This window comes from Leptolyngbya sp. 7M (genome assembly GCF_018128485.1).
This window is the reverse complement of record NZ_CP070897.1, coordinates 6219979-6233803: the sequence shown is the minus strand read 5'-3', so window position 1 is coordinate 6233803 and position 13825 is coordinate 6219979. Positions and strand designations below refer to the sequence as shown.

Genomic DNA, 13825 nt, shown 5'->3' with positions numbered 1-13825 from the left:
TGTCTGGCTGTAAATATTAAGCCATACATGTAAGCCATACATGGTCTCCTGCTGGTATCTGCTGCTCTGCTGCTATACTCTAGAGCCTGGGCTTTAAATCCTTCAATCGATGATCCCTCAACGATTGCTCTGATTTCTTCGCGAGGACAGGCAATGGCACAAATTGAACTCTACATGATTCGTCATGGGTTAGCAGGGGAACGAGGTACCTACGCCAACGATGACGAACGTCCCCTCACCGAAGAAGGAATTCGGCGCACTCGGCGAGTTGCTAAACGGCTCCATGCCTTAAATATTCGCTTTGATCGAATCTTGACTAGTCCCTTAGCTCGCGCTCGCCAAACTGCTGAGATTCTGCAAACCTACAAACTAGGCCAACTAGAAGAGTCTCCCCACTTAGCGCCCGGAGGGGATTTGAGCGTTTGGTTGAGCTGGCTTCAGCAATGGCGGCAGTCGGGTGGTGACTGTATAGCGATTGTGGGGCATGAACCCGATCTGGGTGAATGGGCAGAAATTCTCGTGTGGGGCAAACCGCAGCAGCACCTGATTCTGAAAAAAGCTGGCATCATCGGCCTGATTTTACCCGAAGCGCAGAGCACGAAGCCCATCCCGACCATCGCATTTTCGGTGTGATTGTGTTCCTGGCCGCAGAGAGCATGATCTTCCTGGGGCTGTTTATGGCCTACCTGACGTTTCGCGCCGTTTACCCGACTTGGCCGCCCGAAGGCACCCCCGAACGCGAGCTGCTGCTGCCCGGAATTAACACTCTGATTCTGATCGGCAGTAGTTTTGTCATCCACCAGGCCGATACGGCAATTAAGCAGAACGATGTGGGTGGCCTGCGCAAATGGTTTGGGATCACCGCCGCCATGGGAGCCATCTTCCTGGTTGGTCAGATCTATGAGTATCACAATCTAGAATTTGGCCTCACCACCAATCTCTATGCCAGCACTTTCTATGTCCTGACGGGCTTCCACGGCCTGCACGTGTTTTTGGGACTATGCCTGATTTTGGCGGTGCTGTGGCGAGCGCGTCGCAAAGATCACTACTCCAGCGAGCACCATTTTGGCGTCGAAGCGGCCGAACTCTACTGGCACTTTGTCGATGTGGTGTGGATCATCCTGTTTATTCTGCTGTATCTGCTCTGATGGATCTGTACCCGAAGCGGCTGGGGTAAAGGCTCTGGCCGTTTGCAGTTGGATCACAGCAATTCGATTCGCCTTTAATTCAGTCTTTAATCATTAACTCTTAAAGCAATTAGCAGCCTAGTGGGAGCCGCTCAAATGGGAACTTCAGTCGATGTCAACAGTGAAAACTTTATGGCCGAGGTGGCAGAAAAATCGTTTGAGAAGCCGGTTTTGGTGGATTTCTTTGCCCAGTGGTGCGGTCCCTGTCAGCTCTTGAAGCCAATGTTGGAAAAGTTGGTGCAGGAACATGATGTCGTGCTGGCTAAAGTAGATATTGATCGCAGCCCCGATCTAGCCAACACCTACCGGGTAGAAGGCGTGCCGGATGTGCGGGTGGTGATGCAGGGCAAGATGTACAGCGGCTTCGTCGGCGTTTTACCCGAACCCCAACTGAAGGATTTTGTCACCCAGCTCAGCGCTTTCTATGCTCAGTTGGGCAGCAAGTCGGAACTCGAACTTAGCCTCGAACCCGTACAGCAGCAGATTGCCGAGGGCAATATTCCCGCCGCCAAGGAGCAACTGGCCCAACTGCGCCAGCAGTATCCTGACAATGCGGCTATCGCCGTTTTTAGCGCCAGTTTTTTGATCAGTCTGGATGAACTAGGTGAGGCCGAACGGGTGTTGGCACCCATCTCCGAGGGGATGGAGGGATTTCCGCTCAAACAATCAACCAATACCTGTTTGTAGACCTCAAGTTTCGCGGCAATACGGATCAATACTATGACCCACGCAATAGCTATCTGAATCAAGTGATTGACCGGCGGACTGGCATCCCAATTACGCTATCGTTGCTCTATCTGGAGATTGCCGCCCGCATCGACTTCCCAATGGTAGGGATCAATATGCCTGGTCATTTTTTGATTCGCCCAGTGGGGGAAGGGATGCAGATTTTTGTCGATCCGTTCCATCAGGGTGAGGTGTTATTTGCTGAAGATTGCCAAGACCGATTAAGCCAGATTTTTAGCCGTCCGATGCAGATGCAACCAGAACAGTTGCCCGCGATTAACCCCCAGCAGTTTTTGGCGCGGATGTTGGGCAACCTGAAGGCAATTTACCTATCTAAGGGCAAGCTTCAAAAGGCGCTGGCAGCGATTGACCGAATCCTGTTGCTGTTTCCAGATTCGATCACCGACCGCCGAGATCGGGGCTTGCTCTACTACCAATTGGGCCGGTGGCCGGAAGCCTGTCGCGAACTAGAGACCTACTTAGCTGAAGAGCCACTCGCACCCGACGCTGGCTTGATCCGAAGTCTATTGCAACGCATGCAGGACAACGAAAGCGCTGAGTAGCATTATCCATTAGAGCAACTAGAGCAGCTGAGCAGCGAAGTTTTAATACATCTAGGGACAAAACAGCAAAACTGAGCTATAAAGACACTACATCTTGCCTCAGCTCTGTATCCCTAAAACGGTGATGGTCAATTTGCTTCCCCTCTCTGCGACTGATGGCTCGCTGCTCGATTCGGCTGAAGCAGGACGCGCAGTGGTATCTTCGGGTTCAACTCCAGATTCAACCTGGTCGCCTCGTCTTGATCAAATCATGCTGAAGTGGTCTGATACCCTGTCAGAACTGGCATCTCCGATGGTTCCTGCCCAATTGGCCGCCATGCAGCGGCTCGTGAAACGAATTGCCCAGTTGCGTTCAACCAACAATCAGGCCACGGATACTCCAGAAACGCTGCTGCCCTATGTGTCCTCCGAAGCTCAAGAGGTTTTGCTTCAGTTCAGCCAAACTCCGTGGAACTCAGCAGCACCTGCTGACGCACCATCGGACCAGACGGCAGGCTTGCAGCCTGAAAAGGTGCAGCTGCTTAAAAAGCTGATTCCTTATTGGCTCTGGAGCATTGCCAGGAGCACCCATGAGGCCGTGCAGTTGATCGAGGGCGTGACTGCTGATGTGGAGCAAGCCGATCGGCTTGAGAGTGTCACTGAACCAGCCTTTGATCAGGAAAGTACGATTCCAGTCGATGCCGAGCCGAGCCAATCTTTCTTTTGTGACTTCAATGTGGCACTTAAATCCGCCGGCATCCCAGACCCCAATATCTTCTTCGGCATCTGTTTCCGGTAGTCCTTCAAACGAATCAAAACCAAACAGCCGAACTTGGTTTAAGCCAAACTCCTGCAATACCTGGAACATACAGCCCAAAGACGTTCCATTGAATACACCAAACTCTAGATAATCTCCAATTGTTTCCAAACCTACCGTGGTTCTTAAATACAGCAACGCTTCCCGCTGTTTTTGCTTTAAGGCTTTAACAGGCACCAAGAGGGCCATGCTGTCCCATTCTTCATCGAGGTAGTAGCGAGCTAAAAACCGCCTCACAGCGCTTTGCATTGCTTGTGGCATCAGGCTTATAGAAAAATTGGCGATTGGCTTCAAGCCCAACAACTTTGCTATCCGAACTAGAGAATAGCTATAGTTTGACTGATTTTTGTTATTAGTACTGACTGTCATAAATTACGTCTCCAACTATGTCTCTTGAGAATTAATCTCGACATGTGTAGCTACAAACAGAAGGGAGACTGAAAATTAAAACAAAGCGAGCTGAAAGCGGTATACCTTCAGCCCATTATCTAGTTACCAACTAGTTACCGAATTAGCAACTCAAAATTGGCGCATTGATCCTATGTGCAGAATCTGTCTGCGGAATTTCATAGGCAGTAACAACCTACCGTGCCATCATTGGTTTCTTTGTAACGACTTGCTGCGCAATCAATGGCTCTCCTGCCAATTTTCGAATATGTGTCGGGAAATCTGCAGATACAGTTATATTTCATTACTAATTTATAGTTCGGCAGCAGCATCAAAAACAATTCTTAGGACTACCGATTATTAAATCAGCTTTTCAGTGCTTGTAGTGAATGGTAGACCGGCAGGGTGAAGTGGAAGCAACTGCCGTGATTCGGTTCAGAATCCACCCAGATCTGGCCGTAGTGGGCTTGGACGATGCGTTTACAGAGCGCTAAGCCAATGCCATAGCCTTCCATAGCCTGATCCCGCTGGAGCCGGAAGCGATCCCCAAAAATATGCTGCTGATTATCGCTAGGAATTCCTGGTCCCGTATCGCAAATGCTGACCTGTACTTTCTGGGTGGTGCGGTGCAGAATAGCTACATTGATTTTTCCATTGGCCGGTGTGTATTTGATGGCATTGTCCAGTAAATTGACAAAGCAGCTTCTCTATCAGCAACCGCTGCTACAGCGTTCATAAATAGGTTGTGAACAAGGGGGTTGGGGGCTTCGCCCCCACACAGGGGTGGAACCCCTGCACCCCGTTCAAACTCAATCAATTGCTATTTAATTTAGGTCGGCGTGCTTGGATCGAACAAGGCAGAACATCTGCCGAAAGTAGACATCTGAAAAACATCTAAGTTAAAGTTGTAGTGAGTTTGTTTTAGGCTGGGTTTAGAATATGTAGTGCCTGAATAGCGCTGAATTTTGCAGCAAAGCCACCTACCAAGCCCTAAATATGGAAACTCAGTGGCGAGTGGTCCCCGGCTCTAGAGCATTGGCTTTAACAAACCATGTGATTAGCAAAACACTTTATTCGATGTCCTTACTAAAATAGGAAGTAGGTTAAATCTGTGACTACGTTTGAATCCATGAGGACAGCAGCAATGCAAACCGAAGCTGCTACAAGAAAACCAATTCGCTCGCTAGAGGACGCGCTGGAGTACTGTCAGTCGCTGGGGATGCGTCTGAGTAAGCAACGTCGCTTCATCCTGGAATTGCTTTGGCAAGAAAAAGAGCATCTCTCGGCACGTGAGATCTATGACCGGCTCAACCAGCAGGGCAAGGAGATTGGCCATACCTCGGTTTATCAGAATTTGGAAGCCCTCTCGGCCCAAGGTGTGATCGAATGTATTGAGCGGGCTGACGGTCGGCTTTACGGCAACATCAGTGATCCCCACAGCCACGTCAACTGTTTGGACACTAATCAGATCATGGATATCCATGTGGAGTTGCCAACCGATTTGCTGCAGCAGATTGAGCAACAGACGGGTGTGAAAATCACCAGCTACTCGATTAACTTCTACGGTCATCGGCTATCTGAAGCGGCCTCTTAGGCTTTGAGCCATTAAGTCGTTAGCTTAGTTAAACGCTGTGCTTTTTTAGTTTAAATATTAAGCTTTATGTTGAGCTGTGAGTAGAGACGCGCCACGAGTGCGTCTTTGCGTTTTTTGGGCGACGTTTTGGTAAAAAGGACTACTTTAAACCTATTTTTCTGGCAACGAATTTTTTGATGCAGATTTGGGATTTGCGAGTAAGCTTGACTATCCAGACGGTCAGAAAGCAAATGGTCAGAAGGTGTTTCCTGATTTCTTTCGGCCAATGTGTATAGCCAAGCGGAGTCTATGGTGAGAGGACAAATCAATCCTTCTAATGCGTTCGACACTCCTGACGAGCAGTCCCTGTATCGATTTCAACCACTGAAATGATGACAACCTGCATCGCGGCTACCAATCGTCCCCGAGAGGTGTTGCCTAACTTCATTCCTAGCGGTCAACCGATCCCGCTACAGCCACTTCCTGGTGCAAACCTCGACACAACACCTGTCACACCAGCCCCTAGTCAAACCACGACGCCTCCTAGTCCCGTCGCGCCCCCCGCAACCCCACCTCGCAGTGTCCCTGCACTTTGGTGAGTTCTGAACGTCAAATTTGAGTTGAGGGCGATCCAAACGATCGCCCTCATTTTTTGTCCTCTTTTGATTCAGCAGGTCAACTTAAGCGGATTAAGAAAACCCAATGGTCTTAATGGCCTTAGCAGATTACTGATAGTGGCCAGGATAGTTGCACTTCTCGTGGCTTAATTGGTTAGATTGCCGATGGCCTCCCGGTTACTCCTCGCCTTGGCTGTTGGGTTGTTCGACTCGTCGTTGAGCTACTTCGGAGCAGTCGCGCTCTCGATTGCGCACCTGGTTAATAGTTCGGCATTGTTCCCAGGCAATTTGGTAAGCCAGGTTCTGAGGAAGCTGAGACTGCTTGGCTAGGGCTTGACGGAAGAAGCGCAGGCTTTCCTGAGTGTTGCCTTGTTTTCTGAGAATTTGAGCTTTGAGGTAAAGCAGTTCCGGGTTATTGGGGGTTTGCTGCAACGCGCTATTGACTGCGGCTAGGGCCTGATCGGGTTTGTCCAGATCCCGATAGGCAATTGCAATGCCGCGTTGGGCTAGGTAGGGAGGAGCCGCATAGTTTTGCAGTCGTTCAATCGCCTGCTCTGGGTTAGAGAATGGCAAATTAACGGCCAGCATCAAATCCATATAGCCTTTCAGCAGGTTTAGCTCCGGATCCTGGGGGTCAATTTTTTCCGCTTCTTTCAAACTGTCGAAAATTTGCTGCAATTTGCTCAGGATGGCTGGAGTAGCTCGTACTGCTCCTTGAGTGGACAACGTGTGAGCACCCTCTAGAAACTGACCTGCTGCTACATACAGATGGCCGCGCAGCGGATCGGTCGCCATGAGTTGCTCGGCAGACTCCCGCGTCAGGCGGGCATTTTGTCCCATTGTGTCCCAATCTTCGTCGATATAGGCTAAAGCTGCCTTCATAGCGTAGGCCAACGGTTCATTCGGTTCGGCTGTGCGCAGTAACTCTGCTGCCTGTTGATAATTTCCTTGCTCAAACAGCGCCCGGAAGGCTTGTTCGGTTTGATCGCCGATTTGGTGGGGATTATTAGTCCGATCCTGACCAGTCGTACCCGCTTGGGATTAGGGACTGCAATTGAGCTGAGCTATTTATCACTAGAAGATAGCCTCGCCTTGATGCAGCACTATGCCCAAGAGAAAGGCGTAGACCTCACCCCCAGCCAAGCCCAAATCATTCATCAAAAAGCTGGTGGTCTGCCGCTGGCAATGGTCTATATCATTAGTCAAATTGCAGTTTATGATTTAACGGTAAAGCCATTCTCTACGAAGCTAACTACACCAGAACATGACCTGATTCAGTATTGTTTTGCCGAGATCGTCCAATCTCTGAAGTCTAAACCAGCCTATGCCGTGCTGATGGTTTTAGCCCTATTCCCAGAATCAGCTTCTCTGGAGGCACTCCATCAGATTGCGTTTGGAGCAGCAGATATGAACATTACGCACCAAAATTTAGAAACATTGGATCGACTCTCGCTGACAGAATCTCACCAAGGCCGATATGATTTGCATCCACTGACAAAAACCTACATGAGAGCTGAACTAGAAATGAATCCCGAATTTGAACAAACAGCCCGGGAACGGTGGATCGCTTGGTACCTCAACTTCTTGCAGCCCTACAGTCAACAGAACTGGCGCGACTGGCAGGGATATGCTTCTCTGGAACCAGAATGGGACACGATTCGCGAAGTGATGGAATGGTGTAAAGACCACAATCGCTATCCAGAGTTTAAGCAGCTCTGGCAATGCCTGAAGGGCTACACCCAAAATTACGGTCATTGGCATGAACGCACTGCCTGGATGGATTGGCTGATGGAAACCGCGACACAACACACCGATTGGCCTACAATGGCCGACGCCCTCTACCACGCCAGCCGCACCCTCTATCTGTTCAACCAGCCAGAGCAGACGCAACAAGCGATTGCCTTTGCTCAGCGCGCCTGGGAGCTATCCCAATCCCACTGCAACTGGGACTTCCAGACCGATCTATGCATTCATCTAGCAGCTCTATATATTCAAAATCAACAGTTTGAGCAAGCTTGGGACTGGCTTAACCAAGGCGAACACTTACTACACCAGTTTGACCAGCCCACTACCCACTTGGATCAATGGCTCAACATCGATTACTACAAAGCCCAACTCTGTTTACATGATCAAGACTACGAGCAAGCCAAACAATTTTATCAACAAGCCTTACAGAATGCCGAAACCATTGAATGGCAGCGAGCAATTGTTTATATCAAAGGCGGACTAGCATTGATCGCCATTACTCAACACAACCTAGACGAAGCCGGCTCAATGGTTTCACCCACCGCTGGAGAGACAGTTAGTCCAGTATCCAACGCAGGGGCAGCTGCCATCTGGGAGACTGAGGAAGGAGTCGCCTCTGGAATCTTGGACTCGGCTGCCTGTGCATTATCCCCTTGGCGAGGAACCAGCAGACTGGTTGCACCCATCGACAATGCCAGACCAACCATGGCAGCAGAGGTACGTGCTCGACGTTTCACCCCTGATGGAGCCTCCTCAGAATCTCCTGCTTGAACGTGGCTTGCACCGGCATGATTGACATCAGCGTGAGTGACACAGAGTGAGCAGGAAACGGGCTTAACCTTCCGCAGAAATGCTCGCTTCAAAAGAATAACCTCCTAAAGAGCAGCGCTTAACTATCCTGGAACCAAATCGAACTTTGAGTTTACTTGAGCCCAGTCAGTGACTCTAGTCACTAGGAACAGAGATCAAGATCACAATCATTAAGGTCGGACTAGGTAAGATTACCCTGCTTTTTTGACTTAAACAAGCTTACACCAGTTGTCAGAAAATTCAAGACTTGACCTTTAAAGAATCGAAAAAGATTGCACCCACTTGATCCCAGCCTTGGGATTAGCGGTTTTTCTAACCCCATAGAAATCTAGCAAATCAACCTGTAGCAGGATGATAGCTGCAACAAAAACAATCGAGATTAATGTTTAACTGATCCTTGGATTGTCGTCAAGTCAGTTAGCTTGAAAGGCAATTGATTAGAGAAGGCTCAAGAGCTGCTGCAATCCTTGATTTACAAGGCTTTGACGCCGTTCAATTTACTAAAAACTTGCTCAGAATTTTTTGCCAAGATTGCTTTGATAATTTGTATAGCTTTCCTAGAAAACGAACCTAGTTATCACAGATCTTGCGGTTGACAGACCTGACAATCTAGTGGCTTGAAGTAGCCTAGTTCCGATATCTTTCAAATTTGCTAGCGGTTTAACAAAAGATGGCTTGAAGTTATTGATTTCTATTTTTGCGTTATACAAATTTTTTATAAGAGATTGCGAGAATTAGTAATCTAGAAGACGGAATTGAGATAAGGCTTGCCTAAACCAGTTTAACGGGTTGATTTGATTAATTAACGCGAACAATTTGTTATTCTAATCAGTTGCTTCTTATAGTTGGTCGCCTTTGCAATTATTCAACTCAATCAGCAAATTTGCATATACGAATATAGTGAAAATAACCAGCGAAACTAAACACGGAGACTGGGGTAGAGATAGAGCAATTAGATGCGCAGATTTAGGACAGGGAAATCAGCCAGCTTGACCACAAAGACCAAGAGCGAACAAAAATGGACACAGAATGTAGTCGCGCTTTGGGAAGGTCGCGACCCCGTGCTCAAGAAAGAGATGGTGGCGGTCGGAGCTCATTATGACCATGTCGGCGTCAATCCAAACACTCCTGGTGACGATAAGATCTATAACGGAGCGGACGATGATGGGTCCGGAACGGTCGCAGTTCTGGCGATCGCTGAGGCACTTGCTAAGTCCAAAATTCGGCCGAAGCGCTCAGTATTGCTCGTGTGGCATGCGGCAGAAGAAAAAGGACTTCTCGGGGCTGAATATTTCAACAAATTCCCTACGGTCGATATCAAGAACGTGGTGGCTCAATTGAACATTGATATGATCGGGCGAAGCAAGGATCCTAACAATCATATACCGTGCGATCGTCCGGGCCGTCCGTGTAATGATGAACTTAGCGGGCCGAATGAGGTCTATATGATCGGCTCGGAGATGATGAGTTCTGGTTTGGCTGCAATTGCCAAGGGTACTAATAGTGCCTATCTGAAAATGGATTACAACTATAAGTACGACGATCCGAAGGATCCAAATCGCTTCTTCTTCCGCTCCGACCATTTCCATTACGCACAGAATGGCATCCCGATCGTTTTCTGGTTCACGGGTGTCCATGAAGATTATCATCAGCCGGGCGACCATGCAGATAAGATCGATTATGCAAAGATGGAAAAGATAACTAGGACGATCTTTATGACAATGTGGAAGCTGGCAGAGGCGAACGAGCGTCCAAAGGTTGATAAAGAGCTGCCTGCTGAATTAAGACAGCGCTGATCTTCCAACCTATAATGATTTGGCCCTTTAACGGACCGTCGGACTGGTAGGTTTATATAAACCCTCTCGTTCGACCGCCGTTTTCCTTTGCTCTCAAGTGATCTCTGGGATTCTCTGGCTTTTTTCTGCTATTTTTGCATCAAATAGGTAAAATGCAAGGCTTCAATGCGTTAAGGCGGCAGGTTGTGTTAGGGCGTGTTTCCGGTGTCCCGGTACGGGCAGATTATCGATGGTTCTTTGTTATCGGCATAATGACGCTACTCATCGCAGCAAGCACAATGCAAATTTCGGGCGAGATCGGTTTTCCGGGAGCACTCGCCGTGGGACTTTCCGTAACCCTAATTTTCTTCATCTCGATCTTCATTCACGAATTTGCACACGCCGCCATAGCGCGGACGGAAAACCTTGAGGTCGTTGAGATCGTCCTGCATTTTGCCTTGGAGTTCCATAGGTTTTTGAAATCAAGGGTTTTGCAGTCAAGATTTTGCAGTCAAGATTTTGAAATTATTATTTAGAAACCGAATGCGCAAAATTCCTCAGCTTGTTGCTCCAGGTAGAAGTAAAGATATTTTCGGTTTGTAACCACTCTGCTGTGCGCTGCATACCCTCATCGAGACTAATCTTAGGCTGATAGCCGAGCTGGGTGCGGGCTTTCTCGATTGAATAGGCATGAGGTCGAGTCATGGTATTGATCAGGGCTGGCGTGATGCTGTCGTCAGCTAGCTTCAACTTGACCAGAGATTTGATCAGAAAACTGGGCAGGGAAGGCAGCGAATGGGGCAGTCCGCCAATTTGCGCTAATTGAGTGGCATATTCGCGCCACGTGGTTTCGCAACCATCGGTGATATTGAAGGTTTCGCCATAGGCTTCCTGTTCGATGGCCAAAAAAATTGCGTCGATCAAATTATCGACATAGAGATGGTTCATCACATTGCGTCCGCCATCGATCAAAAAAAACTTGCGCTGCTTCATCGTGTGCAGTGGGCGCACCACCCAAACCAGCGAGCGGGGGCCATACACATCACTTGGACGGATATTAATTACACCAAACCGAGGCGGCGAATTCAGCGCCATTACCTGCTTTTCGGCCTCTAATTTAGTTTTGCAGTAGGGATTATTGCCTTGATAGAAGGGACCAGCTTCGGTGACATGATCTGGATAGGTGTAGCCATACACCATAACGCTAGATAAATTGACAAAGCACCTCACTCCCATATCTTTAGCGGTTTTTGCCATGTTGATTGTTCCCCCGACGTTCACATGCAAAAACTCGTTCATGTCCCCTTCCTCCCAGACAATCGCCGCTGTATGCAGCACAATATCCGCACCGCGACAGGCTTTTTCCGCAGCAATGGGGTCAGTGACGCTACCCGTGATCACCTCGGCATCTAACTGGACGGGTATAATGTCTAGTCCTCGCACATACATACCGCGCTGCATCGCTAATTCAGCAGCTCGGCGACCAATCAGGCCATTGATGCCAGTAATCAGAATGGTTTTACCAGTAAGTTCCATAGGTGATCGAACTTGGTAGCACAGGGAATAAATGGGATTAAGCAAAGCGATCAGCAATTGTCAGCGGAATTGCTAGCGGGGTCAGCAGAGTTGCGACCTGGACAGTCGAGGAAACAATCAACGAGGGCATGGGCAGTGCTTCTGAAACCTGGAGAAAAACTAAAGGGACGCTCTGAAGAACTGGGATGGTGCATACCCTGGAGGGCGACGAGTTGATTTGGTTCCCAGGGTTCGGCCTGTGCTTCCGCGATCCAAGCTGCTTTGCCCCGCGCAACAATCTGGGACTGCCAAGTTTGCAGGGTTTGCCAAAAGGGCGGCTGGGGTTCCAAGTAATACTGGCTTTGTCCGATTGGCACTTTGCTGTAGACATTGATTCCAACTGCATTGGCCAGACTGAGGCAATCCTGAAACGCTACTTCGTCTTCAACCGCATTGGCTAAGGGCAGCGAGATCGAACCCGTAAGCAGAATTTTGTGCTGGGGCAGGGCCAACGATCGAACCAGCTCCACTTCTTGCCTGACGAATTCGGAACTGAGAAACCGTCCTCCGGTAATCTCTAAGCGGGTAAACGGCTCGTTCTCGATCTGCCAATATCGAATCGCACTAGCATGACGTATGTGATTCACCACCGCATCCACAAAGCGGATCGTATGTTCGGCTATGACTGGGCTGCGTTGGTCAAGCGCAATTTCACCTGGGCCTGTATCAAAGCGTTCATTCAACCATGCTGGAAAGTGAAATTCTGGCCAGCGTGGAACTTTCATCCCGACGGCTAAAATCACCTCAATCCCGCGTTTTTCACTTTCTTCCAGCAGCCAATCGAGGGTTGTAAAGTCATACTGATTTTGCTGGGGTTCAATTTCGTTCCAGTAGCTGCATAAGCGAATTTGCTTAAAGCCTAAGTCGCAAATTTGCCGGAAGGCATCTCGATAATCGATGCCCAAATAGCGGCACTGCAATTGGCTAAACGTGGTGCCCCAGGTCAACGTTTGACCAGCCGGAAGTTTAATACGGGAAGGGAGTGGACCAGACTGCAACAGTAGTGGTATGGCCAACTGACGCAGCAAATGTCTGGGGTTGAGGACCTGGAAAAACGAAGCCATAGAAGGACTGCTATAGTCATGAATCAAATCATGAGACGAGTAAATGAAACCGGAGTTTTCCCAATCTACGCCAATAATGCTGCGGGTAGCCAGTTTAGCGGATGCTGAATCTTTGTCGCAGCTCTGCATCCAACTCGGTTACACCGTCACAGTTCAGCAGATGCAGCAGCATTTAGTCACTGCTTTGTCCCATCCCGACCATCAGGTTTACGTAGCTGAGCAGAATCACCGTGTGGTGGGTTGGATTCACGGGCAGCGATGCCCCCTGTTGATTGGACCAACTCAGGTAGTGATCTTAGGACTCGTGGTCGATGAATCCGCTCGCGGGCAATAATTTTGTTTCCACGTACGACCTGACACGCATGGTGGCCATGTTGGGATGGCATCTGCATTTGCCGGCTGCTACGCGAATTCCCAGCGCCCAGTGGAACAGTTTGGAAACGATTGTGCGGGCAATGGGCACCGATCCGGCACGTTATATTGACGTGGCGATTGAAACCTTGGGACTGGCATCTGCTATCGAAGCGCCCGTGATTATCTCGAAGCTGGGGTTTGGTCGCAGTGAGTCGCGCAATCGCACTGAACTCAGCTATGTGGCTTTCTTTCAGTTCATCGACAAACGCCCCCGCCGCAAAGATAAGCCGGGCATTCTGCGGACCATCAGCATGGCATTATTAGGAGCACAAGCAGCAGGTGATGCCAATGCCGAAGCTCGCCAAATCGACGCTCGCATGGCTGCTGAAGTAACCGAAATTATTCGTCGCGTCGTCACCCAAGAATTAGTTTGAACGTTGGTTGATGTGATTCAGTGGGGGTGGTCGCGTAGCGGTACTTTGCGCCCAGCATTTGCTGATCAATCTGTCTACTTGTGTTCTAGGCTATTGGGTAAATGCTTTGCTCTTATAAGATGGTTTGAAATTTAATCTCAATTCAATCTCAATTGTTTCAGTGAGATATCCGGACTGTCCACGATATGTTTTTGTGGAAGTCAGCCGTCGCTGTTGAA

General features: G+C 49.0%; 15 protein-coding genes and 1 pseudogene. 11 read left to right on the top strand and 5 right to left on the bottom strand.

The window, feature by feature from the left end:
* The first annotated feature begins 153 nt into the window (after positions 1-153).
* The 4 genes from sixA to JVX88_RS33230 all read left to right on the top strand — a co-directional run bounded on the left by sixA (position 154) and on the right by JVX88_RS33230 (position 2476).
* Positions 154-633 (top strand): phosphohistidine phosphatase SixA, encoded by a 480-nt coding sequence (gene sixA, locus JVX88_RS33245; protein WP_225931265.1) that lies wholly within the window; start codon positions 154-156, stop codon positions 631-633.
* Positions 621-1148: a heme-copper oxidase subunit III gene (locus JVX88_RS33240; RefSeq protein ID WP_410503814.1), complete on the top strand. Its 528-nt coding sequence runs from the start codon at positions 621-623 to the stop codon at positions 1146-1148. Before sixA ends, JVX88_RS33240 begins: the two co-directional genes overlap by 13 nt.
* Positions 1149-1283: 135 nt before the next feature.
* Complete coding sequence (locus JVX88_RS33235; RefSeq protein ID WP_211622878.1) at positions 1284-1874, top strand: thioredoxin domain-containing protein; 591 nt, start codon at positions 1284-1286, stop codon at positions 1872-1874.
* Complete coding sequence (locus tag JVX88_RS33230; protein ID WP_211628998.1) at positions 1838-2476, top strand: SirB1 family protein; 639 nt, start codon at positions 1838-1840, stop codon at positions 2474-2476. The genes JVX88_RS33235 and JVX88_RS33230 overlap by 37 nt, the downstream gene beginning before the upstream one ends.
* 454 nt (positions 2477-2930) lie before the next feature.
* On the opposite strand, the gene JVX88_RS44690 is transcribed toward JVX88_RS33230, so the two are convergent.
* Together JVX88_RS44690 and JVX88_RS33220 are read right to left on the bottom strand one after the other, a co-directional pair.
* Positions 2931-3323, bottom strand: coding sequence for a TylF/MycF/NovP-related O-methyltransferase (locus JVX88_RS44690; protein ID WP_410503813.1), 393 nt, complete (start codon positions 3321-3323; stop codon positions 2931-2933).
* Positions 3324-4024: 701 nt separating this feature from the next.
* A pseudogene (locus JVX88_RS33220) lies at positions 4025-4348 on the bottom strand (ATP-binding protein); the annotation flags it as partial.
* A gap of 422 nt (positions 4349-4770) precedes the next feature.
* On the opposite strand from JVX88_RS33220, the gene JVX88_RS33215 reads away from it, so the two are divergent.
* A complete protein-coding gene (locus JVX88_RS33215; RefSeq protein WP_317134529.1) occupies positions 4771-5253 on the top strand; it encodes a Fur family transcriptional regulator in 483 nt (160 codons plus the stop codon).
* A 368-nt stretch (positions 5254-5621) separates the two neighbouring features.
* Positions 5622-5831 carry a hypothetical protein gene (locus JVX88_RS33210; RefSeq protein WP_211622874.1) on the top strand — a complete coding sequence of 70 codons (210 nt, stop codon included), beginning with the start codon at positions 5622-5624 and terminating at the stop codon, positions 5829-5831.
* Between the two features lie 195 nt (positions 5832-6026).
* Here the strand turns inward: JVX88_RS33210 and JVX88_RS33205 are convergent, their stop codons facing one another.
* On the bottom strand, positions 6027-6809 hold the full coding sequence (locus tag JVX88_RS33205) for a Sll0314/Alr1548 family TPR repeat-containing protein (protein WP_315875372.1): 783 nt from the start codon (positions 6807-6809) through the stop codon (positions 6027-6029).
* Between JVX88_RS33205 and JVX88_RS43535 the strand changes: the two genes are divergently transcribed.
* From JVX88_RS43535 to JVX88_RS33190, 3 genes are all read left to right on the top strand, one after another.
* Positions 6798-8366, top strand: a complete 1569-nt coding sequence (locus tag JVX88_RS43535; RefSeq protein WP_211622871.1) for a hypothetical protein — start codon at positions 6798-6800, stop codon at positions 8364-8366. The two genes, JVX88_RS33205 and JVX88_RS43535, sit on opposite strands and share 12 nt — an antisense overlap.
* Before the next feature lie 1028 nt (positions 8367-9394).
* Positions 9395-10201 carry a M28 family metallopeptidase gene (locus tag JVX88_RS33195; protein WP_211622869.1) on the top strand — a complete coding sequence of 269 codons (807 nt, stop codon included), beginning with the start codon at positions 9395-9397 and terminating at the stop codon, positions 10199-10201.
* Between the two features lie 152 nt (positions 10202-10353).
* Entirely contained in the window at positions 10354-10716 is a 363-nt protein-coding gene (locus JVX88_RS33190; protein WP_211622867.1) for a hypothetical protein, read from the top strand.
* Here the strand turns inward: JVX88_RS33190 and JVX88_RS33185 are convergent.
* Together JVX88_RS33185 and JVX88_RS33180 are read right to left on the bottom strand one after the other, a co-directional pair.
* Positions 10709-11716 carry an NAD-dependent epimerase/dehydratase family protein gene (locus tag JVX88_RS33185; RefSeq protein WP_211622865.1) on the bottom strand — a complete coding sequence of 336 codons (1008 nt, stop codon included), beginning with the start codon at positions 11714-11716 and terminating at the stop codon, positions 10709-10711. The two genes, JVX88_RS33190 and JVX88_RS33185, sit on opposite strands and share 8 nt — an antisense overlap.
* A gap of 50 nt (positions 11717-11766) precedes the next feature.
* A complete protein-coding gene (locus tag JVX88_RS33180) occupies positions 11767-12819 on the bottom strand; it encodes a beta-galactosidase (protein WP_211622863.1) in 1053 nt (350 codons plus the stop codon).
* Between the two features lie 43 nt (positions 12820-12862).
* On the opposite strand from JVX88_RS33180, the gene JVX88_RS33175 reads away from it, so the two are divergent.
* The gene (locus tag JVX88_RS33175; protein WP_211622861.1) at positions 12863-13153 is read left to right on the top strand and encodes a GNAT family N-acetyltransferase; all 291 of its coding nucleotides are present in this window, start codon (positions 12863-12865) and stop codon (positions 13151-13153) included.
* Positions 13131-13607, top strand: a complete 477-nt coding sequence (locus tag JVX88_RS33170; protein WP_211622859.1) for a hypothetical protein — start codon at positions 13131-13133, stop codon at positions 13605-13607. Before JVX88_RS33175 ends, JVX88_RS33170 begins: the two co-directional genes overlap by 23 nt.
* Positions 13608-13825 lie beyond the last annotated feature (218 nt).